Origin of the sequence: Pseudoalteromonas aurantia 208 (assembly GCF_014858725.1) — a bacterium.
GTDB lineage: Bacteria > Pseudomonadota > Gammaproteobacteria > Enterobacterales > Alteromonadaceae > Pseudoalteromonas > Pseudoalteromonas aurantia.
Window position 1 is genome coordinate 1,247,951 of sequence record NZ_AQGV01000012.1, and the last position, 26,779, is coordinate 1,274,729.

General features: G+C 40.4%; 20 protein-coding genes and 1 pseudogene. 10 read left to right on the forward strand and 11 right to left on the reverse strand.

Features of this window, described 5'->3' with window-relative positions; genetic code table 11:
• Positions 1-40: 40 nt before the first annotated feature.
• Positions 41-2,086 carry an alpha/beta hydrolase family protein gene (locus tag PAUR_RS09220; protein WP_192507473.1) on the reverse strand — a complete coding sequence of 682 codons (2,046 nt, stop codon included), beginning with the start codon at positions 2,084-2,086 and terminating at the stop codon, positions 41-43.
• A gap of 180 nt (positions 2,087-2,266) precedes the next feature.
• Between PAUR_RS09220 and PAUR_RS09225 the strand changes: the two genes are divergently transcribed.
• Both PAUR_RS09225 and PAUR_RS09230 read left to right on the forward strand, forming a co-directional pair.
• Positions 2,267-2,770 (forward strand): DUF2975 domain-containing protein, encoded by a 504-nt coding sequence (locus PAUR_RS09225; RefSeq protein WP_225738326.1) that lies wholly within the window; start codon positions 2,267-2,269, stop codon positions 2,768-2,770.
• A 3-nt stretch (positions 2,771-2,773) separates the two neighbouring features.
• Positions 2,774-3,004, forward strand: coding sequence for a helix-turn-helix domain-containing protein (locus PAUR_RS09230; protein ID WP_192507475.1), 231 nt, complete (start codon positions 2,774-2,776; stop codon positions 3,002-3,004).
• 138 nt (positions 3,005-3,142) lie between these two features.
• Here PAUR_RS09230 and PAUR_RS09235 read toward each other — a convergent pair whose 3' ends face one another.
• The 5 genes from PAUR_RS09235 to PAUR_RS09255 form a co-directional block, all read right to left on the reverse strand.
• Positions 3,143-4,918, reverse strand: a complete 1,776-nt coding sequence (locus tag PAUR_RS09235; protein ID WP_192507476.1) for a PAN domain-containing protein — start codon at positions 4,916-4,918, stop codon at positions 3,143-3,145.
• 405 nt (positions 4,919-5,323) lie between these two features.
• A complete protein-coding gene (locus tag PAUR_RS09240) occupies positions 5,324-6,529 on the reverse strand; it encodes an ABC transporter permease (RefSeq protein WP_192507477.1) in 1,206 nt (401 codons plus the stop codon).
• A 10-nt stretch (positions 6,530-6,539) separates the two neighbouring features.
• Entirely contained in the window at positions 6,540-7,856 is a 1,317-nt protein-coding gene (locus tag PAUR_RS09245) for an ABC transporter permease (protein ID WP_192507478.1), read from the reverse strand.
• A gap of 9 nt (positions 7,857-7,865) precedes the next feature.
• A complete protein-coding gene (locus PAUR_RS09250) occupies positions 7,866-8,555 on the reverse strand; it encodes an ABC transporter ATP-binding protein (RefSeq protein ID WP_192507479.1) in 690 nt (229 codons plus the stop codon).
• 12 nt (positions 8,556-8,567) lie between these two features.
• Positions 8,568-9,848, reverse strand: coding sequence for an efflux RND transporter periplasmic adaptor subunit (locus tag PAUR_RS09255; protein WP_192507480.1), 1,281 nt, complete (start codon positions 9,846-9,848; stop codon positions 8,568-8,570).
• Between the two features lie 529 nt (positions 9,849-10,377).
• Between PAUR_RS09255 and PAUR_RS09260 the strand changes: the two genes are divergently transcribed.
• On the forward strand, positions 10,378-10,800 hold the full coding sequence (locus PAUR_RS09260) for a ribonuclease E inhibitor RraB (RefSeq protein WP_192507481.1): 423 nt from the start codon (positions 10,378-10,380) through the stop codon (positions 10,798-10,800).
• Positions 10,801-11,003: 203 nt separating this feature from the next.
• On the opposite strand, the gene PAUR_RS09265 is transcribed toward PAUR_RS09260, so the two are convergent.
• Both PAUR_RS09265 and PAUR_RS09270 read right to left on the reverse strand, forming a co-directional pair.
• On the reverse strand, positions 11,004-11,879 hold the full coding sequence (locus tag PAUR_RS09265; RefSeq protein WP_192507482.1) for a hypothetical protein: 876 nt from the start codon (positions 11,877-11,879) through the stop codon (positions 11,004-11,006).
• A 269-nt stretch (positions 11,880-12,148) separates the two neighbouring features.
• Positions 12,149-13,063: a LysR family transcriptional regulator gene (locus PAUR_RS09270; RefSeq protein ID WP_192507483.1), complete on the reverse strand. Its 915-nt coding sequence runs from the start codon at positions 13,061-13,063 to the stop codon at positions 12,149-12,151.
• Between the two features lie 171 nt (positions 13,064-13,234).
• Between PAUR_RS09270 and PAUR_RS09275 the strand changes: the two genes are divergently transcribed.
• Positions 13,235-14,386 carry an alkene reductase gene (locus tag PAUR_RS09275; protein WP_192507484.1) on the forward strand — a complete coding sequence of 384 codons (1,152 nt, stop codon included), beginning with the start codon at positions 13,235-13,237 and terminating at the stop codon, positions 14,384-14,386.
• A gap of 540 nt (positions 14,387-14,926) precedes the next feature.
• Positions 14,927-15,430, forward strand: a complete 504-nt coding sequence (locus tag PAUR_RS09280) for a P-loop NTPase family protein (protein WP_225738327.1) — start codon at positions 14,927-14,929, stop codon at positions 15,428-15,430.
• A gap of 384 nt (positions 15,431-15,814) precedes the next feature.
• On the opposite strand, the gene PAUR_RS09285 is transcribed toward PAUR_RS09280, so the two are convergent.
• Complete coding sequence (locus PAUR_RS09285) at positions 15,815-16,645, reverse strand: SGNH/GDSL hydrolase family protein (RefSeq protein WP_192507485.1); 831 nt, start codon at positions 16,643-16,645, stop codon at positions 15,815-15,817.
• A gap of 368 nt (positions 16,646-17,013) precedes the next feature.
• On the opposite strand from PAUR_RS09285, the gene PAUR_RS09290 reads away from it, so the two are divergent.
• The 4 genes from PAUR_RS09290 (at position 17,014) to PAUR_RS09305 (ending at position 23,525) form a co-directional block, all read left to right on the forward strand.
• Entirely contained in the window at positions 17,014-20,283 is a 3,270-nt protein-coding gene (locus PAUR_RS09290; RefSeq protein WP_192507486.1) for a VPS10 domain-containing protein, read from the forward strand.
• Positions 20,284-20,420: 137 nt separating this feature from the next.
• Positions 20,421-22,301, forward strand: coding sequence for a TonB-dependent receptor domain-containing protein (locus PAUR_RS09295; protein WP_192507487.1), 1,881 nt, complete (start codon positions 20,421-20,423; stop codon positions 22,299-22,301).
• A gap of 9 nt (positions 22,302-22,310) precedes the next feature.
• Complete coding sequence (locus PAUR_RS09300; RefSeq protein WP_192507488.1) at positions 22,311-22,838, forward strand: PepSY-associated TM helix domain-containing protein; 528 nt, start codon at positions 22,311-22,313, stop codon at positions 22,836-22,838.
• 159 nt (positions 22,839-22,997) lie between these two features.
• Positions 22,998-23,525, forward strand: coding sequence for a GNAT family N-acetyltransferase (locus tag PAUR_RS09305; protein ID WP_192507489.1), 528 nt, complete (start codon positions 22,998-23,000; stop codon positions 23,523-23,525).
• Between the two features lie 141 nt (positions 23,526-23,666).
• On the opposite strand, the gene PAUR_RS09310 is transcribed toward PAUR_RS09305, so the two are convergent.
• On the reverse strand, positions 23,667-25,646 hold the full coding sequence (locus PAUR_RS09310) for a TonB-dependent receptor plug domain-containing protein (RefSeq protein WP_192507490.1): 1,980 nt from the start codon (positions 25,644-25,646) through the stop codon (positions 23,667-23,669).
• Between the two features lie 89 nt (positions 25,647-25,735).
• Positions 25,736-26,107 (reverse strand): hypothetical protein, encoded by a 372-nt coding sequence (locus PAUR_RS09315; RefSeq protein ID WP_192507491.1) that lies wholly within the window; start codon positions 26,105-26,107, stop codon positions 25,736-25,738.
• Between the two features lie 335 nt (positions 26,108-26,442).
• Between PAUR_RS09315 and PAUR_RS24030 the strand changes: the two are divergent.
• Positions 26,443-26,565 (forward strand): annotated as a pseudogene (locus PAUR_RS24030) (IS91 family transposase); the annotation flags it as partial.
• Between the last annotated feature and the right edge of the window lie 214 nt (positions 26,566-26,779).

A 26,779-nucleotide genomic window follows, 5' to 3' on the forward strand; every position in this document is an offset into this window, starting at 1 on the left:
CATAAAGGTAGCTTTATGTCTGTAGTTTTTGATTTTAAAATTACAGTTTACTTAGGTCAACTTTTAATGTTTTAAGATGCGTTGCAATCTCTGTTGATGTTTCTTTACTGGTTTTTCCACCTAAATGTTTAGCGAAAAATTGCTCCATTGCCATAACATAGGCCAGTTTATTGTCACGCTTAAGAAAGCCATGGCCTTCGTCTTTTGCCAAAATATATTCAACAGGTAGGTCTTTTTTATACATTACGCGAGCAATATTGTCTGATTCAAGCTGGGTAACTCTTGGGTCGTTGGCACCTTGTACAATAAGCAATGGTGTTTTAATGTTATCAACAAAGTTAATGGGCGAGCGGCTATTCATCTGTACTCGGTCAGCGGTCACTTCAGGGTCGCCAACGGCACTGAAAAATTGACCTAAGTAAGGGCGATAGTGCGACGGGAAAGATTCAAGTAAGGTAATTAAGCTTGAAGGCCCTACGTAGGATACGGCTGCTTTGTATATATCAGGTGTAAACGTAATGCCTGCCAATGTCGCGTATCCGCCATAAGAAGCCCCCATAATACCAACCCTGTTTTTGTCAGTAATACCTTGGTTCACTAAGTAAGTAACGCCATCTGTTAAGTCATGTTGCATATTACCAAGCCCCCAGTTTTTATTTCCAGCGTTTAGAAATTTTTTACCAAAGCCTGTTGAAGCCCTAAAATTTGGCTGTAATACCGCATAACCTCGGTTGGCTAATAACTGCGCTACCGGGTTGAAATACCCTGAACTCAATGTCCAGTAATCTCGAGCCCAAGGTCCACCATGTGGCAATATAATCGTGGGTAGGTTTTTAAGTTTGTTTTTGGGTAGCGTTAAGTAAGCTTGAATGTTCACACCGTCGCGAGACTGATAATTGATTGATTGGCGTTTTGATAAACGCTCGGGGGCAATTGCCGGCTTTTGCGTTAGGAGCGCATGCAGTTTTTGCGTATTCACATCGTAGCTGTAATCACGGTCGGTTTTAATATCACTGCCGACGGTAACTTGCCATTGCCCCGTTTTTTTATTCATTGACTTAACACTAATTTCAACCGTGTCGTTAAAATAGCTGTTGATTTTAGTCCAATGTTGAGCAAACGTTTGGCTTAATGGATAAGTACGTAAGTGTCCACCGTAATATGACACGGCTATGGGCTGGTTATCATCATTAAATTCAACCTTATATACGTCTGATTGATTTTCAGGATCTTGATGAAGCGTGGTAAATGACTGTGTTTTAAAATCAAATGATAAGAGTTCCTGCTTGTCCCTTTTTTGAATGTCACCCGTTAAATAGGCTTTATGGTTAGCTTCATCATATTTTAATAAAGTCATGTTTTCGCCAAAAGCGGTGTCAAATACCGCTTGCCATTCATGCTTATTTTTTACATAAAGTGTACTGGTATTGTCGCTGTTGGCGCTAACAGCAATCATTGGAATGCCTTGACTGTTAAATGACAGTGAACGAAATCCTTTTTTGTTTTCAAGTACTTTTTTTAGCTTACCGGTTATGACATCTAAATGAAAAATATCTAGCTGACCACTTTGATCTTGATTTGACATCACGATTAGTTGATTAGGCATGTCTTTAACTTGGCCTAACAAAGCGTATGTTGCATCTTTGTTTTGAGTGAGTGGTTTAAGGTGAACTTCTTGTTGAGATTTGTTTTTGCCAAACGTTAAATGATGAATTTGATCCTTTTCATTACCATTTTCATTTTGAATAAAAAATAGGCTGTCGTCATTTTTTGACCACTGAAAACTCTTTATGGGATCCTTAGACTGAGTCACTGCGTAAGCGTGTGTCAATGGTTGCCCTTTACGGACAAGAAAAATATTCTGTGCGCCATCGAACTCTTTAAAAAAAGCTATCCAATGTCCTGATGGCGACAACTTTATATCGCTCATTAAACTTTTATTAAAAAAGTCCGCCATCGGGATCAACGTTGTATTTACCTGATTTTTAGTAATGTTACCTTCTAAGTTGCTGGCATAAACCAGTGGAGTAACGGCTGACGATAAAGCGCCGATGATTAAGCTTGGTAGTAAGTATTTGGTGATCATAATTAGGTTCTCGCTGTTTTTACTCATGCTGAAAGAGTGATAAGTAACTTGGGAGTATAGTTACACGAAAAATAATTATTGTAAAACGATAATTTTATGTTGTTTTGTAATGTTTTATTATTGTGTGGTACTATTGCTTTAAGTATTTTGAGGAATAAAGAGCAATAAATGAATGTAAGTATGCAAAAGCTTATGAGAATGAGCGGGTTATTAAGAGTATTAATATTACTGGCAGCAACCACTGTGATTTTTTACCTTGCCTATGGCTACTTTGTAGACGATGAAATTTATTTCAATTCTAGTGCATTGTTCTTTGCGCTTTGGGATAACCCGTCAGCGAGTCAATCTTTCCTGCTGGCATCGAAACTGCCATTACTGCTTAGCTTTCTTCTTGGTGTTTATTGGTTGCAAAAATTATTGAGTCATTATCAACAAGGGCAATTTTTTGGACCCGATTCAATGCATTGTTACTTATGGCTAGTGTGGTTAAAACTGGCAAGTTTTATACTTGGTATTATTGATACGCTACTGATAGGTAACTACGCGCGAGACTTTCAAGACAGTGTTAGTATTGAGCTGACGGTTGATTTCAATGAGATTACCACTATTTTGTTGATGCTAGTGATTGTGTATTTACTTAAAGCAGCCAAAGAAATCGAAGCTGAAAATAAAGAGTTTATTTAGCTTATGGAAATTATTGTAAATTTAGATGTGATGATAGCGATTCGAAAAGTGAGCTCTAAAGAGTTAGCTAAAGCCATCGGGATCACCGAAGCTAACTTATCGTTACTTAAACGCGGCAAGGTCAAAGGGGTTCGCTTTGAAACATTAGCTGCTATTTGTCATTACTTAGAATGCCAGCCTGGCGACATATTAGCGTTTAGCGCAAGTGAGACTAAAGGTGTTACCAAGCGCTAAAGGTGAGTCCACTGACTGTACTTCACCGTTAGCAGCTATCTCTGTTTGCTTTTGCCTGTTAGCTACATCACGGTGCATGCCATCTAATAAGCCACATACTGAGGTATGTGGCTTATAGTCTCTCATTCATATCACTTGTTAAAATATGACTTTAACGGGTGATGTTGTTTTGGGGGCAGTAGGGTCTGTTGAAACGGGTAACTCATCCCAGCACTGTACATCATTAAATGACTGAAGGGCACATGCGCCATTTAATGTATTCGCAACATCAACGTCATTAGATGCGCCAGCGACAGAATAATCTCCTTTACCATATGCAGAACATTTTATTGTGCCATCATAAAGTGTTGCACATACTCTATTAGAGTTTTGGTTATTTCCTGACACAGATAACCTCACAGCACCGTCAAGCCCAGCCATAACGATGGGTGAAGTTAGTACATTTGAACTATCGATATATCCCCAACAGTTTACCGTATTGCTTTGGCTTGATTGACCGGCCTCAATCGCGCAAGATACGAGGTCAGAGGTCGCAATATCAATGGCGTTAGTGAGGCCAGAAACCGTCGCGATGTTGTTTCTAAAATTGATGGGATCTGTTGGACCTGCTGCAGCCGTTTTACCTAAACAAGTTACGGTGCCTGATTGTTTCAATGCACATATGTGGCCATTACTAAGAGCACTGCCTATAGCTATTTTCTTCACATTAACTAACTCAGCGTACGCCATATTACTTGGATCCGCACTTGGCCAAGAGTTTCTATTGTTAGGGATTGGGAAAGCGCCCCAACAATTTATCACGCCGGTTTCTGTTGTTGTAATATTATCAATCGTGACCTCTGCTGATCCCAATAATGCACAAGAGAATTTATCTGCAGTAGCAACTTGAATCGCATTGCTAACGGTATTTACCGCAACAGGTGTCAATGAATCAGTTGAAGTACCGTTACCTAGTTGTTTATTTGCATTTTTCCCCCAGCAACTCACAGTCCCATCACGCAATACAGCACAGCTGTGATTTTTACTGGCAGCAACTTGATAGGCATTATTGAGGTTATTCACTGATACCGGTATTGTTGAATCCGTTGTGGTGTTGTTGCCTAATTGACCTGCGTCATTGTCGCCCCAACATTTAATCGTATTGTCTTTTTGTACGAAACACGTGTGATTTTCGCCTGCGGCTAATCGAGTATTTAAAATGCGTTTTTCTACTTTATAGCCAGAACTGTCGCCTTGACTTATCTGTGATTCATTCACAGTAATGTTTAATGTACACTGATTGTTAGTATTGAGGTTCCATGACATACACTTGTTGTCATTTTGACATGCAAGTAAGCATGCGTTCTCACTTGAGTTGTTAATTGTATTGTAAGGGTGGCCGATACGCAGTGTATTCGCGACAGGTGGCGTGGCAATTAAGTTGGGTACTTTTTTACCAGCAGTACACATGTCGCATGTTTCGGTTGACTCGTTGCCAGCACTTTTAAGCCAACATCTTGGGTATGGGCCTTGTAAACCAGCCTCAACAAAAGTCCATGACCCGCATAAACCGTTTTTTTGACAGAGTGCTTCACAGTCACTTTCTGTTTCCCCATTCATAAACTGGGTTTGAAAGAACTCATGACCAAACCTATCTCTGTCGGTTTCAGAAAGACTCATTTCGCTTTTGGTGGGGGTTAGCTTGTATCCTGAAGTGCAGAACGAGCAGGTGGTTCCTATATTTTTTGCACTTTTAAGCCAGCATAGGCCGTAAGTTGCATTCTGAACACCTGGGTCAACATAAGTCCAAGAGTTACACCTTGGATCATTTTTACAGCTGGCTTTACAAACTGTTGCATCATCTTGACCTTGATCTTGAATAATATGTAAATATTCTAACCCTAGTCTATCGGTATTTTCTTCGGTTGTACTCATTGTTGTTGCAGAGGCTAAACTTGGAAGAATTAAACTGAGCAGTATTAAACATACTTTGGATGTAATTTCATAATTTATTCCTTGAGGTGCTGTTGAGTTTGAAGTATTCATTCTAAAACGAGACGTATTTAGTTAAATTATGCATTGCCAGCACAGATTTGAACATTACATGACATTACATATGCAACTCCTTAGCTAGGGGATTAGCGCAGTTTGGTTACAAAGTTTTTTGTTATTAATATAAGGACCGCGATGAGTGGGAAGGTTTCTTGATAATAATTTCACTGTCGTAAACGCAGCACCATTAAGTTAATAGTCCAGGAGTAATACACTCGACTACTTTTCGAGACAACCGCTCAGTCAGTTACCCCATTAGTACCGTGATGGTTGTTAATGGGGTATAGGTTACGCCCCCCTGGTTGTGATTGCGGGAGACACTTTGGCCGCTTGACTAACAGGATAAGCGACTGCGATTTGCCCAAGCAACACAATCGCAATAGCGCCGAACAGTAAAAAGTTTAGCGGGACGGGTGTGATTGCAAGTAGTTCCACAAATTGGTTGTTTAATATGATGGCGGTGAGTATGCCAATTACCACACCTATGGTTGAAATGATGGCATTTTCTAGCATGAAATAGCGCACTACTTGAGATTTACTGGCGCCAAGCGCACGTCGAGTGCCAATGTGTTTTATTCGTCTGTTAATTGTAAATTTAGCCTGACCTAAGATCCCAAATAGGGTAATGATGGTGAGGCCAATACAGACCGATGTGAGTAATTGGTTGGTTGCTAAGTCTTCTTGATAACTGCGTTTTTTTACCTCGCTTAAAGGCTCAATTGTTTCTATGCGTTTATAAGCATGTGTGAGTAAAGCTTCTGGTATCGCTTTTATAACGTAGTCCATTTGATCAGGTTCAACGCGAACTATATAACGTTGGCTATGGTTTGACTCACGTACTGACGAAATTACGGTGTATTCAACGGCACTCCAGGAACTCCATGCATTTTGCAATCGCTCAATGATACCTATCACCTCGTGAGGCTCTTTATAGAAATATATATTTTTACCGAGTATGTCTCGCCAGTTATCGGGAGATATTTTTTCAGCCAAGGCTCTGGTTATCAGTATTTTTGCGGGTTTATATATACCATCTCGCTCTGCCGTTTGGATATCCGAAGGGGAGAAATTTTCACCAGCGACTAAGGTAAGCCCTAACGCATCAATCACGTCCTCGTTTGAGCCAAAGTATCCGCCAAAGGCAACATATTCTTCATCAGGCACGAGTTTAAACTCAATATAAGCACCCCAGCCTTCAAGCGGAAGCGCTGTCATTGGCGCGGCGTTGATGACGCCATGAATATTTTTTAATGCAAGTAAATCGTCTTCTAGTTGATTGATTAAATCACCATGCTCGTCAGATAAATTAGTAATAACCGTAAGTGTATTTTTAATGTCGACGCCGACAGGGCTTGCTATTAAGTCGTTTCGTTCTGAAATCATATAAATGGCATTGACAAGTACCATGAATGTAACAGCAATTTGAAATGCCAATAAAATAGGGGTGGTTTTTTTCTTTTTAAATGTTTTTACTATGGGTAAAAAATCACGCATGTTTTTTATCCTATAAGCTTTTAAGTTGGCTGGAGGGCTGCATGTAACTTGCTTTGATGATTGGATAAAGGCCAAACACTAAACTCGATATAACCGCCAATAGTACTGTGCCAAGAGTTAGTTGAGTGTTCATTTGCATTAGCCCTGAGTGTAGGTAATGGTATGTGTTGGCTGCGGCAATAAGCCCAAGCTTTGCAAGCAACAATCCCAGTAACCCACCCACGAAACCGATCACTGATAACTCAATTGCAAATTGTTTGACAATATCCTGTTGGCTTGCTCCGACAGCACGACGTAATCCGATTTCACCTGATTTGGCATCAAACTTGGCTATCATGAGGCTCATACAGTTAAGCAAACAGACCAACAGAAATAGGGCTGCTAACCACACGGCCAGTTTACTATCATCGCTTATAATTTCTTCAACTATCAAGTATTGCTTCAATGGTAAAAGTTTATTGAAAATACGACGTGGGAATCTCCCCAAAGATTGCTGCTCTTTAGCATGATTATCTATAAATGTTTGATATTCATCATGGCTTTTCTTATTCGAGAGTTCAACCCAGAAAACGACCCACATACATTCTGATACCAGTAAAGATGCAAAGGACTGATCATCCGGTTCTTTCCAGCAGTAATTGTTCATTAACTTTAAAGTCAGCAGTTCATTTTGAATTTGGGTATTGAAGGGAATGAATATACCATTTGGTTTCTTAAACGCTTCATTCTGAAGGGCGTAAAACTTGGGTAAGGGGTTCCAATCGTCTAATACACCAATGACACGATACGTGTCTTTACCGAAATAAAATGTTTTGCCAACCGAGTTTTCACCATTAAAAAGCCAAGTGTTAGTTTCTTTGGATAGCACGGCAACTTGGGCAGCATCTTTGCCATCTTGTTCGCTCCACCCTGCGCCAAACAAAAAGGGTACTTCAAACATATTGAAGAAGTCGCTGGTAGTTGAGCGAACTTCCAAGCTTCTAGGCTCTATATCTTTGTTATTTATATGGCGGATCTCTTCTTGAATGGCACTCAGTGCAACGTGGTTTTTTGGTATATCGGATTTTAATAATGCTTGGACGTCTTGATATGAGATAGTGATAGGCAATGTATCGCCATCAGCAAACTCGTAATCCAAACTGTCTAGTTGAACCTGATATAGGTTTGCACTTTTATTTGGGATAGGATCCTGAGACATCATGTAGCTGACAGTATAGGTGGTCATGGTTGCACCAATGCCAATCGCGATCATTATCACCATTAAAAGGCTTAGTAATGGCGTTTTACGCAAGCTGAGCAGGGCGAGCTTGAAGTAATAAGAATACATGTTATGCCCTTACGCGATGGCTTTTTTATTGTGTGTGTATTCAGATAGGTGACCGTCTTTAATTTGTACTATGCGGTTAGCCTGAGCTGCCTGTTCATTATCATGGGTCACCATGATAATACTTGTGCCAGCTGCATTGATGTCTTTCAGTAAGGACATAATGCCTTCAGCCATTTTAGAGTCTAAATTACCCGTTGGTTCATCTGCGAGAATAACGGAAGGAGTACCTGCTATAGCGCGAGCAATCGCAACACGCTGTTGTTGACCACCAGAGAGTTGTGTTGGGTAATGACTCTTTCGTCCCGCTAATCCGACTTGCTCAAGTGCTTGCATAATACGTTTGTGCCGCTCATCACGGTTAAACTTTCTATAGCGTAAAGGCATGTCAACGTTATCGTAGAGGTTTAGCTCCGGTATGAGATTAAAGCTTTGAAATACAAAACCAATTTTTTCATTTCGATAGGCGGATTTTTTTTTATCGGTAAACTGCGCGACATTTTGCTCATCCAACTCATATAGACCGTCGGAGTGTTCTTCTAATAACCCTGCAATATTCAAAAAGGTTGTTTTCCCTGAACCTGAAGGACCAATAATACTGACAAATTCGCCTTGTTCTATGGTGAGATCAAATGGGTGAAGTGCTTGCGTTTTTATTGCATCCGTTACAAACGCTTTTGATAAACTCTTCATTTTTAACATTACTATTCCTTTTTATTGTAAAATACGTACGCTTGGTGCGTCTTTGAAAATATCTGAATCAGATATCACCACGGTATCACCTGTTTTTAAGCCAGATATCACTTCTACTTTGCCTAGACTACGTGAGCCTATTTTTATGGCGGTTTTAACTGCTGAATTATCGGTTACAACGTAAGCAAATTGCCCGTTATAGGTTTTTAAGAACTGACCTCTAGGGAGGTATTGAATATTATGTTTGCGTTCTAGAATAATCCGCGTTGTTAAGCGTTGGTTCTGTCTCAGCCCAGTTAAATTCGAGTCTTTAAAACGTACTTTACCTTGAACACGGCCCTGAGTGATTTCGGGAGATATAGCGACTAATTCACCTTGATACATGCTTTGGTTGAGGGTAATTTCGGCCTCCATGCCTAAGGCGAGGTCATCCGCATAACTCTCAGGGATTTGCACTTCGAGCTCGTATTCAGATAAGTCAACAATACTCAAAAGAGATTGGTTTTTAGCCACGGAGTTTTTTTGTTGTGCATTTAAATTTCCTACTAGACCCGTCACAGGTGATGTGACCTTTAAACCATCAACCTGACGTTTCAATTCAGTCACTTTGACTTGTTGAGATTGCAACTCTAATTCACGGGTTTTAATTTCAAATTTCTGACTTTCTTTTACCAATGCAACTTCTTTTACTGCGTGTTCATATTCACGCTTGGCATTTTGTAAATCATCACTGGCTTTTTGATAATCAATGTCACTGATCACTTTATTTTTCATGGCTTCGTTAGCGCGTCGCATTTCTCTTTTAGCTGCATTGAGTGCGACTTGTGCCTGACCAATTTGGTTTTCTTGTTCTAAATTTGACTTCTTTACCTGAATCTTTTCACGTTCAAGTTGATTTTTTAGTCTAATCAAATTTGCTTGTTGTTGATTATATTCACTCTTTAATTCGGGGCTATCGATGATGGCAACCGTTTGTTGTGACATGACGCTGTCTCCTGCTTCAACTAAGTACGTTACGGTACCTTGTGCGGGGCTGTATAATGTAGGTCGACGCGCCGCAGTGACTTTGCCTTGTACTGAAAGGTCTCTAATAAATAGGCCTTGTTCAACAGTCGCAATATTAAGTTTCTCTTTGTGTACGGCACTTGTGCCTTTTGTCCAATTGATGATTGGCGGAAGTATAAATAGATAAAATATGACTGCTGCGATAACGACGCCAAAAACTGGCACAATCAACTTCTTTAGTGAACGGGATTTTTTTATTGTTGTATCTTGCGCACTGGTGTCTGCGATATAACTCATATCGTTTCCTTGCTTCCTTTCATTATTTTGGCAATACAGCTAAAAGTTAAGTATTTGCTTTTTATTATTTTAAAAATATAACTGGGACAAAATACACTTTATTATCTTAAAAGTCACGAATGTTAAATTGGTGTTGGTGGTTTTTGTTTGTTGTAAAATAAAACGAAGCGAATAAAAGGAAGGTGTTTACAATAAAAATAATACTTTTGAATGGATGATGCCAGTTGACTGTATAAATTGTAAAAACAGGACATTGCAAGACTCCATAGTCAAGGCATGCCTAGGTTAACCTTAACACTGTCGATGGAAAGAGGTTGGCGACGCCATTGCGTGTTCGTTCAGGTTAGGTTAGGTTGACATCAAATGTGAGCGGCTTTGCCAGTTGAGACTAAAAGTTATAGCTAATTGTCTGATATTGTTTGTTTTATGTTTAAGGTACGTCAATTTGTTGTTTTAATAAAATGCGCTAAATCGATATACAGGTGGGTCATTGATATCGAAATCTCTAACAATTGAATACTGATCATTAATGCAAATGATTATCATATGTGATACGTTAATTGCACTGACAGACAAAGAGATTTTATTAATGATAGAGAAAAATAGTTGGCCAACTGATTCCGACGCAGATGTACTGCGTTTGTTAGAGGAAAGAAACTTTGACTTCAGCGCTGTGCATGACGTTGAGTTTAATATTGACTTTGAGTCTTGGCCATTAAGTCAAGATCAGCGAGCTGTAATTTTAGAACTGTTGCCTAACGCGAGTTTTGTAGACCCTGATGAAGATTCGATTGAAGAAGGAGATGAATCAGGGTATGTCTCGGTGACGGTAAAAAGTAAAGTGACGTATGAGTTTATAGTTCAAGAGCAGAAAAGGTTTGGTGGCCTTTTCTCTAACTTGGGTGGCTTTTGTAACTCATGGGGTGTACTGAGCCCGTGTGGCCAAATTTAGGACGTTTATTGAAGGCCGTAACAATACCTGCCATACATGGTGTTTGGTTTTATTTAATCACAATAATTTTATGACGAGATGTGCTTTCTTTATGTTGATGATAGCCATCATAGTTACACCCATTTCTTCTATTTTTGATGAATGGAGGTGCGTACGTTTTGTCGAGGGAAAATGGTTTAAGCTAAATAAGCCTTAGGAAATTGTTAAAGTTTCAGGCTTTTTAGCATTGCTACAATTTCAAAATCGGAAATAGGGATGATTTTTGATTGAAGATATAACGAAGTCATTCTTATTCGGTATTCTGTAAATGCTTCTCCATGGATTGGCCTTACACCTTTGACTAATTTACGGCCGTTAAGATATTTTAACATGTTTGGGAAATATTTATCAAAATCTACGATCTCACAACCTGTTGTTTTTGAACACAGTAAAAATAGCGTCTTATGACTCCTAAGGTAAATCTCCTCAGAGCCCAATGTGCCGTCTAATTTAGGATGAAAAGCAAAACTATAGTTTACTACAAGTGTACCCACCTCTTTTTTAGCAAGTTCTTGGTCTTTTAACTTTTTCTTTTCTAACTTTTCAGTACTAACTTTGCCTTTTTCATGTTTACTGACCATTCCAAACATCACTTCAGCCCTGCAAGCATCCATTTCTGCTAAGCTACCGTTAGTACATAACTCTTTGACTTTGGCTCTTCGGGCGGCGAAAGTAAAGCCTCTGATTGGAGGAAACATTTTATTTAGAATGTCTTCTGGAACAACAGGTATATGGTTATCTGCTGCTACAGTATTAAAGCCATCTGCGAACCCGCTTTTATATCCTTCAATCTCACCTAAAGTACGATACTCTTGAAGCGTTTTAGGATTGTTGTAACTTACGTTTCCATTATGGGATACTATATTAGTGTTAGAACTTCCACCATTTTGGTTTATTTGTGTTCTCGGCTCAGGTTTTCCTTTTATAAATTCTATTATTAAAGGTGAAACAGCGAGTATAACGGCAGATATTACGCCAATAGCTGCATTTTTTACTGTCGCTCGTTTGTCTCTGAAAATATAGCTGAAAACTTTTTTCATAAATAATCCTTTGAGAAGAATAAACCAAATATCAGGTGTTTATATAGTTTCTTCATGTTGCAGAGTTATTAAGCTAACCAAAAAAATCGGCGGGGATCAACAGCTAATTATCTAGTATGATATCGATTAGTGATCTTGAAACAGTATAATTTCACCAAGGACTGGACTTCCTAGACTTGCACTCGATTGAATAAAGGAATTACAGCGAGTTGGTTGTCTTAAGCACCTATATGCCTTACGTTTGTAAATCTCGCGTAGTTATCATTTTACTAATCTAGTGCCATTGTGCGAGGTTGATTACTGACCAAGCGTAATTGTTCGATAAGCCATTGGTGGATTTTACTTTGGCTACTGCGAGGATGCCATGCAACAATAACTTCAAAGGGTGGTGGCAGAGCCTCTACTTCCAATATTGATACCTTGTTGTTTGGCAGTAATCTTGATGGAAAAAAAGCGATTAAATCCGTCGCATATAATAAATCAGGCACGGATGAAAAGTTGGGTACAGACATGATGATGTTTCTTTTTAGTCCAATATTAGCAAACCATTGATCGTGCGAACCTTTTAGATTTGCCCTCGATGGTGAAACTACTAATTGAGGTTGTTTCGCGATATCGGCTATGCTCAGGGTGTTTTGATTCAACGACGACTGCCTGCTTGCCACACATAAATGTTGCTCTGCGAATAACAATTCATAAGGTAAATTATCAGGGATAAAGTCAGGAAAGCTGATCAGTAAATCCAACTGTCCCGAACTCATTAATTCAACCACATTGTCACTTGCAAAGTCTTGCACAATGAGTTTTAAACTTGGCGCTTGCGCCCTAACAATACTTAACACTTCAGGTAATAAAGCTTGAGTAGCGTAGTCGGTTGCACTGATAGAAAATACGCCTTGATAGGTTGCAGGCTCAAAATGCTCTGGCTTAACAATGTCCTCGAGCTGAACCAGCACCTCTGCTATAGGGGCTTCTAATGCGAGTGCCCTAGGGGTAGGTACCATTTTATTACCTTGGCGAACAAATAGGCGGTCGTCCAGAATGTCCCTTAGCTTCTTTAACTGTTCACTGATCGCTTGTTGGGTTAACCCAATCTTCTGTGCCACTTTACTCAAATTTTGTAGCGCGAGTAGCTCACTTAAAATGCGTAATTGCTTTATTTCTAATTTATGTAAACCACTCATATTTGTTACCTATACAAACAAACCTTGTTTCTATTTGTATCTTAGCGCAGCTAAGCTAGCGGCTCAAATCAAATTGGCTGTGTTACAGCGTGTTTTATCGCGCTTTGGCAGCATTAAAAAATTGGTCTAAGTAAGATGTTACGCAGGCTGAGTAGATAAGTAGGAATAGGCATGTTAAAAGAAAATATTGGCACTCAAGCTCTTTTTGAACGCACCACTTTGGGCCCGTACGAGTTGAAAAATCACATTGTAATGCCGCCATTAACGCGTTCAAGAAGCTCTCAGCCGGGTAATATTCCAAATAAATTGATGGCTGAGTACTACGCGCAGCGAGCGGGAGCGGGTTTTATGGTAACCGAAGGTACACAAGTAGAACCAAGAGGGCAAGGTTACGCTTGGACGCCTGGTATTCATTCACCAGAGCAAGTGGAAGGCTGGAAATTAGTAACCGATGCAGTACACAAAAATGGGGGGATTATTTTTGCACAACTGTGGCATGTAGGTCGCGTATCTCATACAAGTTTACAACCTGACAATGGTAAGCCTGTAGCACCGTCGGCCATGGCTGCCGATGCCGTTAAGGTTTTTGTTGAAACCGTGCCAGGTGAGGGGGATTTGGCCAACCCCAGCGAGCCTCGCGCGTTGCAAACCTCCGAAGTAAAAGATTTAGTGAACATGTACGCAGCAGCGGCACAAAATGCACTGAATGCGGGCTTTGATGGCGTTGAGTTACATTGTGCCAATGGTTATCTGATTAATCAGTTTATTTCTGAACATACAAATCAACGTACGGATGAATATGGTGGCTCGCTTGAAAATCGTTTGAGATTTTTAAAAGAAGTCGTTGCGGCTGTCAGTCAGGTGGTTGGCGCGAGCCGAGTAGGGGTTCGCTTTGCGCCGCTATTTGAAAGTACCACTGAGCAGCGGGTGTATTTAGGGTTGGTTGAACCAGATCCGTTAAAGACCTACACCGCTGCAATTAGATTATTAGAAGAGGCCGGATTGGCATATTTATCGATTGCCGAAGCTGATTGGGAAAATGCCCCTGATTTACCGGTGGCGTTCTATCAGACCGCTCGTCAGCTATTTTCAGGCAAGATCATTTACGCAGGTAAATATACGGTTGAAAAAGCACTAAGAATATTACATGAAGGCTATGGCGACCTTTTTGCATTTGGACGACCATTTATCGCTAACCCAGACTTACCTGAACGGATAAAAAATAATTGGCCAATGAATCAAGTGGATCCTACTACTATGTATGGTGGTACAGAGATGGGTTACAGTGATTACCCGAATTATCATCAGGATAAAAGTGCATAGAGGCCAATATGAGAGGCTAAAGCCGGCTTGTAGGCTTACAGCGTTCGGGCATGCGACAATAAAATCACAGGAAGGTTTATAGATGTAATGCCTTCCTGTGGTGAATGCTAGTTGTTTTTAAGCAGAACTTGCCCACCAAGCGCGTTTGGGGAGCTAAAGAGAGGCTAAATTTTCCGTTTTTATCACTTTTTATTCTATTGCTGCTGATTGTGACAATTACGTCTGAAATTGGATTGGCGTTGGTGCTGAGTGTGAAGCCTTTTAATTCAACTGCGTATACAACCGAGGATAACCAGTATGTTACAAGTATGAGTATTGTTTGCGTGATTTTAATGTTCATATGTCACCTTATGTTTGTCTTATTATTGTACTTGTACAGGGGAAATTGACGCATTCTAATAACGGAGTCGCTTATAGCTTTTGGTTATGTTCGAAGTTAAAAAAGCCGGCGGGTTGAACGTCAATACAATACGGAATAGTAGGTTACAGCTGATAGCAGACAGGTAGATCGAATATCAATGTTAAATAGAGGGAGTCGTTTTGCAGTATCGTAAAATTCATATTATTGGTGGCCCAGGCAGCGGAAAAACGTTTAGTGCTGCGAAACTTCAACAGCTAACAGGCTTGAATGGGTTTGATCTGGATAGCGTCTTTTGGGAGAAAAATGAATTTGCTTATGTTCGTTCAAGCGAGCACGCAAGAACCGAAAAGCTAAATCATATATTATCCCATGATAATTGGATTGTTGAAGGCGTTTATTACAAATGGTTAGCAAGCTCATTTGGTGACGCTGATCTCATTGTTGTTTTAAATCCCCCCACGCTTTTAAGGCAATGGCGTATATTCAAACGCTTTTTGAAACGAAAATTTGTCTTGGGTCACTATCGAAAAGAATCGTTAGCCTCATTTCTGCAAATGTTTTGGTGGAATCAAGGATTTGACCAAGACAATATGGTTCGTATCTTAGACTTTATCCATGAATATGACGATAAGATAATTTATTGTAAAAATTATAATGAAATATGGCGTGAATTAAGTAAATGAAGAGAGGTTGATGGCGCGCTTATTTTGAGCTGCTCCTTTTCTATTTGTTAGATTCAACGCGTATTTAGAGTTACGAACCTTATCTAGTAAATGCTGATAATACGGAAAAAGGTCAGGGTGTAGGATTTATAGCCAAGGCTGGCTATGTATCAGTCACACTTCATAACGGATAAGACATGTAATGTTTACCGAAAAGAGCGATTCTATTGAGATAAAAGATTTAGAAAATGAATCTAAGATTGTGCCTTTAGAGTGGTGTTGAGAAAAACAAATAGACCGCGATACTATGAGGGTTGGCCCAAAATACTGTGCATCGCTTTGATGTACTTTAATGGTTTATGCATAATGGGTAACCCTCGTCCAATGTAATATGGATAGAAAGGTTTATTTCCTTTTTTCTTTACGATGTTTCTTAATCGCTTTTGCAATTCGCTTTGCAGCCCTTTGCATTGTTTTTCTATTGGGGTGTAAACCGTCAGCCATTGGTTCAAAACCTTGCCAAACATCTAAAAATATAGCGTTTGGTACTTCTGCTTGTAACCTGCTTAACCTTAGATCAGAGAAAACCTCATAATTATCTTTACTGATGATCCATGGCCAGTTGAAACGACTTTGTACTGTTTCCCAATCAATTGCTTCATAGGTTGGCGCTTTCGAAAAAATAGGTGTGATCCCGGCAGCCAGCGCGCGGTTAGCCACGCTTACAAAGGTATCGATGTAAGACTCCATTTGTTCTACGGTACATTCGCTCGTTTGTGCCATAGGAATGCCAAATGCATCGGGATGATTGCAATCATTACCACGAATAATCACAATATATTCAGCAGCAACCTCTCCTGAAAATGAAGTTACGCGGCTTAAAGCTTTACTAAACTGTTTTTCATAGCCTTCCCAACCAGGACCCACACATTCTGGTCCAGGAAAACAAGTTAATCTGTCAAATGTTGTTGCACCTGCTTGGCCTTCGTTGATTACATGACCCGATAGCCTGCGTTCTCTGATAAGGGCGTTGCCTAAAGATAGGTAGCGACCAGAGTTTATGGCAATACCATTAAGTGGTGCCTGAAGCTCACTGTAATACGGCATTTTAGCGTTTGCAAATGAAGCACCAATAATTAGCAGGGGGGCTTCTTCAGATTTAGTTTGAGCTTGAGAATGAGTTGTGAGGGATATGAATGTTCCCCATAAAAGTGCTTTAATCGTTTTAGTGTACATATCAAGTCCTTGTTGTTGTTTTTTAAAACCAGAAAGACCATAGCAGATCATATTGGCGAAGTAATTACGATTTTATTGCACTCGCTTAAAATATGATATGTGGGGTAAATTACGCATGATGTTAGTATATTTACTTTCTTGTTCCGTCGTTGGACAGGATAGATAGCGACATTATTTTTGTACTGAGCTTACTATTGATACGTTCTAGTGGTGAAACATAAACAGGAGGGAATGCATCAATTACATATATTGTTACAATATCTCATTAAACTCTGTTTTTTGTAATTTGAGCGATTTTTTACACTGTTTAGACGTATGTTAGGGTAATGTTTCTATTGGAAACAATAAAAACAACTTTTGGTGTGAAAATGAAAACTCTCCTAAAAACAGCGTTAGCTGTGTCATTAGCGTTGGCTGCCTCTAACGCGCTGGCAGCAAAGTCTGATGAAGAACAATCAATTTTTAGTAGCAAAACCTTCGAAGCAATGAAACTGCGTAATATCGGGCCTGCTTATATGTCAGGGCGAATAGCAGATATTGCGGTGGATCAAAATAACCCATCAACTTGGTACTCAGCTGTTGGTTCGGGTGGTGTTTGGAAAACCACAAATGCAGGGACGACTTGGACGCCTATTTTTGACAAACAAGCAGTATATTCAACAGGTGATGTGACGATTGACCCGAGCAACTCCAATATTATTTGGGTGGGTACAGGTGAAAATAATGGCGGTCGTCATATTAGTTTTGGTGATGGCGTTTATAAATCTGAAGATGGCGGAAAAACATGGAAAAATATGGGCTTGAAAGAGTCTGAACGCATTTCAGATATTATCATTCACCCAACAGATTCAAAAACAGTTTGGGTTTCAGCTCAAGGCCCACTTTGGAGTAGTGGCGGCGAACGTGGGTTATATAAAACCATAGATGGTGGAGAAACCTGGAAACAAGTACTAACACCAGAAAATGAATGGACTGGGGTCACTTCGTTATTAATTGACCCGCGAAACCCGAAAAAATTGTATGCAGCAACCTGGTCTCGGCAAAGAACAGTTGCTACCTATGTTGGAACAGGTGAAGGATCAGGTATTCACACATCCGACGACGGTGGTGAGACTTGGACTGAGCTGAAAACAGGTTTACCAACGGGCAATATGGGTAAAATTGGTATGGCAATTTCTCCTATAAATCCTGATGTTCTTTACGCGACAATTGAGACAGATAACCGTACAGGAGGGTTTTACCGCTCACAAAACCGAGGGGCAAGTTGGACTAAAGAATCTGATGAAGTAGGTGGTGGTACTGGGCCACACTATTATCAAGAAATTTTTGCAGACCCACACCACTTCGATCGAGTTTATATTGCCAGTAATTACAGCAAAGTTTCTAACGATGGAGGCAAAACTTGGATACCAATCAATACAAAGCGCAAACACGTAGATGATCATGCCTTTGCTTTTCACCCCACCGACCCTGATTTTGTCTTAATTGGCTCTGATGGCGGTATTTATATGTCGCATGACCGCATGGAAAACTGGCGCTTTATGGCGAATTTGCCGTTGACTCAATTCTATAAAGTAGCGCCTGATGATGCTGAACCTTTCTATACGGTATACGCAGGTGCGCAAGATAACTCAACACAAGGCGGCCCTTCTCGTACCACGCGTAAAGAAGGTATTAAAAACAAAGATTGGTTTTTAACCTTAGGTGGCGATGGTCATCAACCTGCTGTAGAGCCAGGCAACCCTAACATTATGTATTCTCAGTGGCAGCAAGGTAACTTGACGCGACATGACTTGAAAACCAGAGAAGGCGTATACATTAAACCTCAACCTCGTCCAGGCGAGCCGGCTGAACGTTTCAATTGGGATGCGCCAATTAATGTTTCAAGTCATGATGCCAAGCGTCTTTATTTTGCATCACAAAGGGTATGGCGTTCGGATGATCGAGGCGACAGTTGGGAACCAATATCAGGTGACTTAACTAAAAATGGTAATCGAATGCATATGCCTGTGATGGGGAGAACGTGGTCAGTCGAAGCTGGTTGGGATATTTATGCGATGTCTGAATACCATACTATTGCTAATTTCACGGAAAGCCCCGTTGATGAAAAGGTTTTATGGGCAGGCACTGATGACGGTCTTATTCAAGTGACAAAAAATGCAGGGAAGAGCTGGAAAAAAATAGATCTTAGCAGCATTGATGGTATTCCTGACACCGCATATGTAAATGACATTCGAGCCGATTTATTTGATTCTAACACTGTGTATGTCGCACTTGATAATCATAAATATGGAGACTTCAAGCCTTACTTAATCAAGTCAACTAATTTAGGAAAAAGCTGGCAATCACTCGCAAGTACTTTACCTGAAAAACATTTGGTTTGGCGCATAGTTCAAGATCATGTAAACAAAAACCTGATGTTCATTGGTACTGAGTTTGGTATTTTCTTTACTGTTGATGGTGGTCAGAAATGGACTGAATTAGACGGTGGGATCCCGACCATTGCAACGCGAGATGTAAAAATACAACGCCGTGAAAACGATTTAGTAGCGGGTACATTTGGTCGTGGTATTTATATTCTTGATGATTATGCACCACTGCGTGCATTAACAGAAAAGTCGATGGAGCAAGATGCACTTCTCATGGCTCCTAGTCGCCCCGTTAAGTGGTTTCAGTTAGATACGAATCATACGAATACGGATGGGGATGATCGTTTTGCAGCGAAAAATCCAGAGCATGGTGCAACCTTAACCTACTTCTTGAAAGAAAGTTTATTAACCATTAAAGAGGCACGTCAAAAGGCCGAAAAAGACATGGTTAAAGAGCAGGATTATCCAAAATATCCAGCTTGGGAAGATATAGAAAAAGAGAATCAAGAAGCTAAGCCGGTAGTATACCTTGAAATTCGAGATGCAGCGGGTAAATTTGTGAATCGAGTTATGGGTAAAAATACCAAAGGTCTACATCGTGTAACTTGGGATATGACGTATGCAACAGGCAAAGCAGTAACAGGAGTTGAATCATCAGGTTGGAGCCCATTTAATGCTGGCTTAATGGCAATTCCTGGAATATATACGGCGACTTTGCATAAACGCGTTAATGGGGCTGTTTCACAACTTGCTGAGGCGGTAGAGTTTGAGCTAAAACCGATTACTGATAGTGCGTTACCTACAGCTAATCAAGAGGTACTTAAGTTCGGCAAAGAAATAGCGGTAGCGCAAAAGCGTATCACTGCTGTGAATGCTGTACTGAGTGAATTGAATAAGACAATGCAGACGTTGCGTACGGCGATAGATCGTACGCCAAACAATATTGCCTCATTGGAATCACGTTATGCGCAGGCTCAAACAGAAATTAATGCGATTAATCTTGAACTTAATGGGTTGAATGCGCGAGATAGAATGGGCACTAAGCCTGCTAATATTTCGAGTCGTTTAGGCTATGCGATGACAGCAGATTGGTCTTCTTATGGGCCAACAAAGCAGCATAAAGAGCAGTTTTCATATGCAATTAAACGTTTGGACAATGTAAGTACGCGTATTAAACGTTTGCAAGAAACGACCATACCTGAGCTTCAGAAGTCAGTTATTGACGCGGGTGGTCCATGGAGTAAGGGCGCACCATTAATCACTAAGTAACATGCAATAATAAGCGACACTGTCATTGTTACAGTGTCGCTTATTTTTTAACGGGGTTTGAGAGTAGACAAGATCACAGTGTAATTTAATTGCCAAATCATTATTTAATAACCAGCTAATAAAGCAGTATCTCTACAATGAAAACCATAAGTTCTTTTATATTGATGTCGGCTTCTTTGCTCGTCTATGCGCAAGGTAGTGAGCTTGAAGTCATTGAGATTTTAGTGCCCAAACAACCTTTGGTCATCGCCGGATCAGAGCACGCCATGTCATACATAGATGATAGGTCTACCTATACCTTAAATCGCACCATTGCTGATCAACTGTCGACACTGGTGGGTGTTAACCTAAGTGGGCAAGGAGGCCAATTTCAGAGCTATTCTATTCGTGGTTTTAGTCGAGGGCGAATAAGAACTGAAATAGACGGTATTCCTATTATTACTGACAGACGTGCAGGTAACTCGGCTTCTTTTGTTGCACCACAGCTATTCAGTACAGGCCGAGTTATTAAAGGGCCTAGTTCCGCTTTATATGGGTCTCAAGCGTTGGGGGGCGTAGTGAGCCTGAGTACTGAGTCGCTGGATAAAACAGTGTTAAGGGTATCTGGACAAAGTGTTGACCAAGGAATAAGTGTGACGGTAAATCATCAAGATAATAATTTTACTTCAGCTCTCGCTTATCAACAGGCTAATGATGCCGAAGCTGTTAATGGTGACGTGTTAAATACTGAGTTTGAACGTGTGTCAGGACTGTTAAGGTACAAACATCAGTTCGATGGGTATATAGTGACCGCTTCTTGGTTGCCAAGCATTGGTAAGAATATTGGCAAAAGTAATATCAAGTATCCAATCCGACAAGTCAGTAGTTACCCGCAAGAACAACATTCATTGGCACAGCTTCAAGTAAGTGCTGATGATAAGTGGTCAGTTAAACTTTTTCATCACTATCAAAATTGGGATAGCGAAACACACAGGTTTGATCAGTACGATGGGGTGACGCAATATCAAAGCCACACACTTGGTGGGCAGTGGCTACATCAGATCAGACTCAAAGAGCAAGAAAGTTATTGGGGTATTGACTGGCTATCACGTAAAGGGGTAAAAATTACCAGTGATTACCATCTTCATAGTGAGGAAGAGGGCATAAGTTATAGCTTGATCAGCAATGAGATGACGGGCAAAGAAGATAACTTTGCTCTGTATGGTAAAACACAGTGGCACTGGGAGGATATGCAATTCGCTCTGGGGTTAAGGTATGATTGGTTGATGCAACACAGTCAGCAAGCTAAACGTTCTGTTGATAATCACTTTAATGCATCACTGAGCATCGAGTTCCCTTTGTCTGATACGTTCAAGGCAGGATTAGATATTGGCAACGGTTTTCGCTATCCAACACTGACGGAGCGGTTTTTTTATGGTAAAACGCCTAGAGGTGTTATTGCTGGTGAACAAACATTAAGGCCTGAAACCAGCGTTGGTACTCAACTGTTTGTGACTTGGTATCCACTAGAGCATATTAGCGTCCACACCGCATTATACCACTATGGATTAAACAATTACATTGAGCGTTATACGCTTAATGATGTTCAACTGAGCTATCGAAACTTAGGTAGAGCACAGGTTTATGGGTTTGAGAGTGAGTTGCGATGGTATCAAAGTGATAGCATAGAGCATGAAGTAAGTTACCAGCAGCAAGTTGGCAAAGATGACTCAGGGCAAGTATTAGCTGATTTACACCCTAGAAAGTTAAGCTGGAGAGCACGCCTTACTTTAGAACGGTGGTCTTTAACAAATTCTTATAGCTACTATTTAGAGGTTAACCAAGTGGGTAACTCTGAGCAGGTACGAAATAGCTTTATAGTATGGGATTTATCTCTAGAGCATCAATTGAATGCGCATCACAGTGTGAGTTTAAGTGTGAATAATATAACCAATGAAGAATATTACGCGAGTTTAGATGAAGATGCTGCATTTCAACCTAAACGAAGTTTCAAATTATCAACCAGCTGGCAGTTTTAAAGAAGCGCAATGAGTGTATATAAAACCAATAGAAGCATTCACAAATGGGCGAGTATTGTTATTTCATTACCGCTGCTTGTGGTATTAGTCACCGGTATTTTGCTACTGGTCAAAAAAGAGTTTAGCTTTATTCAACCCCCGACGGCTAAGGGGGAGTTTACGGTGCCAACAATGACATTTGAGCAAATACTGACGGTGGCTAAATCAGTAGAGAGTGCCAATATAACCGATTGGGACGATATTCGCAGACTAGATGTTAGGCCGAGTAAAGGTATAACGAAAATACGTAGTCACAATAGTGTAGAGATTCAAGTTGATAGCGCGACCGGTAAGGTACTTCACGTAGCACAACGTAACTCAGAGTTAATCGAATCAATTCATGATGGCACTTTCTTCGAGAAAAATGCCAACATCTGGCTCATGCTGCCAGTTTCTTTAGTTGTTCTTATTATTTCCATAACCGGCATTATTTTATTTATTCAACCGTATAGGAAAAAGAAAAAAAGAAAACTGGAGAGGCGGTTTAAAGATGAATAAATAGCCTAACAGCAAAAAAGTGATGAGTGCTCTGAGTAAATATGATGGCTTCGTTGTGTTTATTTAGTCATATAGGTTGCAGGTCTACTGTGTTGGATAAATTATATGCTTTGGCTTATAAAACAAGTAATGAAATAATCAAAGGATCTAGGTGTAAACATGGACATTCGCGAAGCGAGTCTTAAAGATTTATCAAATATTGCTCGATTGCATGCACAGAGTTGGCGTGAAACTTACGGTGATGTATTGCCAGCAGATTACTTAAATCAGCAAGTTTTTGTTGAAAGAACCGCGGTATGGACGAAACGCTTGATGAAACCGTCGTCAAATCAATATGTACTTATTGCTGAAGATAATACAGGGTTTTGTGGATTTATCTGTGTGTATGGTGGCAAGCACCTTAAATATGGGTCGATTATTGACAATCTACACGTGGCAAAAAATTGCAAAGGCAAAGGGCTAGGTACTAAATTGCTGATAGCGGCAGCGTCATGGGCCTTTGTAAACTATAAAAATGATGGTTTGTATCTTGAAGTACTCGCATGCAATGAGCAGGCAATTCGGTTTTACAAGTATCATGGTGGACAAAATATTGACTATGGATACTGGCACACTCCTTGTGGAAATAAAGTGAAAGAGTTTATTTATGGCTGGGAGTCACCGAGCGAATTGGCAAATTTAGGTTAAAGGTCATAATAATGCGAATAGCAAAATTACGATTGAGCACTACAATCTACGTTTGGCATAAGGCGGTTTAAATACGAGTTAAAATGAGATAGACACAGGAAAAATGTATTCTATGTCTATCTTTTGTCATTCACATTCGGTTTAACCTCCAAACTGAATACGAACACCTGCATTGACAGTAAAACCATCATTTCTTGACCAAATATCGGTTGTCCATCGGCCACTCGGTGATTGCTCAGGTAATATCAGTGTGTCTTCTTTGGTTTGCCTGATGTTTAGTAAGTTTTCGGCATTAATAAACCAGCTAATGTGACCAAGGGTGATTTGGCCTAACAAGCCTAAATGCCAATATGCGTCGCTTTTATCCCGATAAGGGTTGCCCTCTAAGTGCTGGGTTCCTGTATAGTAAGCTTCAAACCCAAGTAAATGACTACCGTGTTCTTCCCACATAACAACTAACCCCGCAGAGTGAGCCGGTGTGAGTGCTAAGGTGGTACGCTCAAAGGCAGTTTGCCCTTGTTTGCTTGCATCTGTGTATAAATAGCTGCCGGTAAATTTAATATCTCTCCAACGATAGCGCAGCAACAGTTCAGCTCCACGAATTTTACTTTGGCCAATCGCATTAATAATACGAACTTGCTTCTGAGCATTTTTTTGAGCTTGCTCTATGGTGTGTAGCTCGGTTGCGTCTTCGATATCAGAGGCGAATAAGGTCACACTGGTTTCGATATTATCAAGAATATAGCTTATATCGAGTGAAGCGGTAGAGGCTCGCTCTTCATTTAGGTCTTCAAATGAAGCGAGTCGAGATAATCCGGCATCTTCAATGTCTTCGATAAATGGGGTTGGGGCAAAAAAGCCCTGCCCGTATGAGCCTCGGAACAACCAATTTTCAGGGTTGTATAGCACTGAAATACGGGGGCTTACTTGGGTGCCATATTCATTATGCCAATCGGTGCGTGCACTCAATGATATCGCTGTATCTGGGTTAATATCGTAATCAAGTTGTGAAAATAACCCAGGGACTTCGTAGTGGTAGTCAAACTCTGGATACGCAATAGAATCGAATTTGTCAGCTTGATACGCAACTCCGATAACCCAAGCGGTTGCATCGTGATACCCTGATAGACTTGATTCTATTAAATAGCTCTCGTGCGTGTCGTCATCTAATGCTTGACCGAATTCATGCTGGTGTTCTTGACGAGTAAGTGAACCACGCATATTCATATTAAGATCATCATCCAGCGGCTTATCAAACACAAAACCACTATCTACTCTGAGGGTGTCTTGTGTTTGCAAGAAGAAGTTTCCATCAGGTACGGTTGCATTAGGTAATGTGCCACCTTCTCGCTGCTCTGTCATTGCTCCAAACGTAAGGTATAAATTGGCGCCACTGTCATCATACCAATATAGTCGAGGGCGCACACTGGCTCTTTTATACCCAGCTAGGTCTATCCAGCCATCATCGTCAAGGTCTTGTTCTTGCTGGTGATGCAACCCTGCTGTGACCGATGCACTCAGTGAATCAGTTAATGGAGATGCAAAATAAGATGTAATGTCTTGGCCATTTTTAGAGGTTGCATTTAGAAGCACTTCACCTTCGAGCTTGTCAGAGGGCGTTCGGGAAATCAGATTGATTACTCCACCAAGTGCAGAGCCGCCATACAGGGAAGACGCAGAGCCTTTAATGATCTCTACATTAGCGAGGTCTGTCGGAGGAATTTGTAGCAAACCAATAGAGGCGGTTTGACCGCCGTACAAGGGTAGCCCATCGCTCAGTAGTTGAGTGTATCTACCAAATAATCCTTGTAGCCGAATGTTGGCACTACCGAGTGCTGGCGAGGTATTTTGTACTCTTACGCCTCCTGTTTCGGCCACTAACATAGAAATATTTCCTGGCCGCATCAGTGCTTTCTCTTGAATTTCTTCACCATTAATGATTTCGGTGCGAGTGGCTGACTCTGTAACAATACGACCTAACCGAGAGGCTGTTACTTGAATTTTCTCTATATTTTTTTGCTCATGTTCATGGTGTCCATGTTCATTATGCTGCTCACTGGCGTAAGTAAGCGAAGGTATTAGCAACACAGCTGTTGCCAATTTGGTATATTTAGGAAGCATTTTTGACCTCAAAGAACGCTAAAAATTGTGTGCAATGCACTGATTTATATTATTTTTAACTTTTAAAAAGAATAAGCTGTGCTCATCTCTTATGAGGTTACAATTGGCGGTCGAAAAAGTGATTTCACTATGGGAGTGGGGCGTTGAGTATTATGAGGAAAGATTGAGGGCGATGAAGCAGCACACTCAGCGCCAGCTTCTTCGTTAGGCAAATAAAGGGTAGTTGTACATGTATTGGCTGGGCAAATACATTCAGCTTCACAACATTCTACGTCACAGCAATCATCGCTTGAACTGGTTGTTGTGGTTAAGTTATCAGCAGAAATGCTGGCGGTATCAATAACCGAATGAGTGGCGGTTGATACATTCATTGTTACAGAAATGCTATACGCTGCAGCTTGCCCAAAAAAGGCAATCATCATCATAAAAATAACCAGTATTTTTGAAAATGGTTGAAGCATAAAGGTCTCAATAAAAAATTCGAGGTTAGTCTAATGAATTTCTTTCACTATGTGAATGTTTAATCGCAGCTTTTTGCTAAAAAAGGTGGTAATGGGTTGATCTTTTTGATGGCGCGTGGATTCATTGAACACACCATTGCCGCTGCATTACAAGATAAAGTAGAGAAAGGTAGAGCAAAGTATGGTGGCCAGTAGAGAAAATTGAGGGGCATATGCGCATTCTCAATATGCCATACAATCTTATTCGAGTGGAGTAACACAAACTCCCTCATTTTTAACTCGGAGTAAACTCGTTTTACACCAAAAAACAGTAAAGAATGAGGTTAAATGTTATAAAGGTAGAGGCGGCGTTATTACTGTTTCATTGGTCTTGTAAAATATGCAAAATCGGGGTCTTACGATTTGACAAAATGGTTAATTCAAGTGAAGAAATAATGAAATTGGCACGAACGCGCTAGCAGCAGAGCCTGCTGAATTAAATCAATGCTTAGTTAAATCAATGTGTTAATCTGCTTAATTGTTCGGCCTAAAAAAGTTCGTGGACGGTGAAAATATCATTGATAAAGCAGTGAAAATTCGCTCTAATGGCAAGATTAAAAGTATTGAGTAATGCAGGGATGGCTTAAGCGCGATAGGTAAGCCGATAAAATAGACTTGAGGCAAGTTATGCTA

Bases quoted from the DNA above. Each gene is read 5' to 3' on its own strand.
- PAUR_RS09260 (WP_192507481.1), top strand. From the start codon at position 10,378: ATGCAAATGATTATCATATGTGATACGTTAATTGCACTGACAGACAAA.
- PAUR_RS09275 (WP_192507484.1), top strand. From the start codon at position 13,235: ATGTTAAAAGAAAATATTGGCACTCAAGCTCTTTTTGAACGCACCACT.
- PAUR_RS09220 (WP_192507473.1), bottom strand. From the start codon at position 2,086: ATGATCACCAAATACTTACTACCAAGCTTAATCATCGGCGCTTTATCG.
- PAUR_RS09225 (WP_225738326.1), top strand. From the start codon at position 2,267: ATGCAAAAGCTTATGAGAATGAGCGGGTTATTAAGAGTATTAATATTA.
- PAUR_RS09240 (WP_192507477.1), bottom strand. From the start codon at position 6,529: ATGCGTGATTTTTTACCCATAGTAAAAACATTTAAAAAGAAAAAAACC.
- PAUR_RS09300 (WP_192507488.1), top strand. From the start codon at position 22,311: ATGAGTGTATATAAAACCAATAGAAGCATTCACAAATGGGCGAGTATT.
- PAUR_RS09265 (WP_192507482.1), bottom strand. From the start codon at position 11,879: ATGAAAAAAGTTTTCAGCTATATTTTCAGAGACAAACGAGCGACAGTA.
- PAUR_RS09305 (WP_192507489.1), top strand. From the start codon at position 22,998: ATGGACATTCGCGAAGCGAGTCTTAAAGATTTATCAAATATTGCTCGA.
- PAUR_RS09270 (WP_192507483.1), bottom strand. From the start codon at position 13,063: ATGAGTGGTTTACATAAATTAGAAATAAAGCAATTACGCATTTTAAGT.
- PAUR_RS09310 (WP_192507490.1), bottom strand. From the start codon at position 25,646: ATGCTTCCTAAATATACCAAATTGGCAACAGCTGTGTTGCTAATACCT.
- PAUR_RS09315 (WP_192507491.1), bottom strand. From the start codon at position 26,107: ATGCTTCAACCATTTTCAAAAATACTGGTTATTTTTATGATGATGATT.
- PAUR_RS09255 (WP_192507480.1), bottom strand. From the start codon at position 9,848: ATGAGTTATATCGCAGACACCAGTGCGCAAGATACAACAATAAAAAAA.
- PAUR_RS09235 (WP_192507476.1), bottom strand. From the start codon at position 4,918: ATGAGTACAACCGAAGAAAATACCGATAGACTAGGGTTAGAATATTTA.
- PAUR_RS09245 (WP_192507478.1), bottom strand. From the start codon at position 7,856: ATGTATTCTTATTACTTCAAGCTCGCCCTGCTCAGCTTGCGTAAAACG.
- PAUR_RS09230 (WP_192507475.1), top strand. From the start codon at position 2,774: ATGGAAATTATTGTAAATTTAGATGTGATGATAGCGATTCGAAAAGTG.
- PAUR_RS09285 (WP_192507485.1), bottom strand. From the start codon at position 16,645: ATGTACACTAAAACGATTAAAGCACTTTTATGGGGAACATTCATATCC.
- PAUR_RS09290 (WP_192507486.1), top strand. From the start codon at position 17,014: ATGAAAACTCTCCTAAAAACAGCGTTAGCTGTGTCATTAGCGTTGGCT.
- PAUR_RS09295 (WP_192507487.1), top strand. From the start codon at position 20,421: ATGAAAACCATAAGTTCTTTTATATTGATGTCGGCTTCTTTGCTCGTC.
- PAUR_RS09250 (WP_192507479.1), bottom strand. From the start codon at position 8,555: ATGTTAAAAATGAAGAGTTTATCAAAAGCGTTTGTAACGGATGCAATA.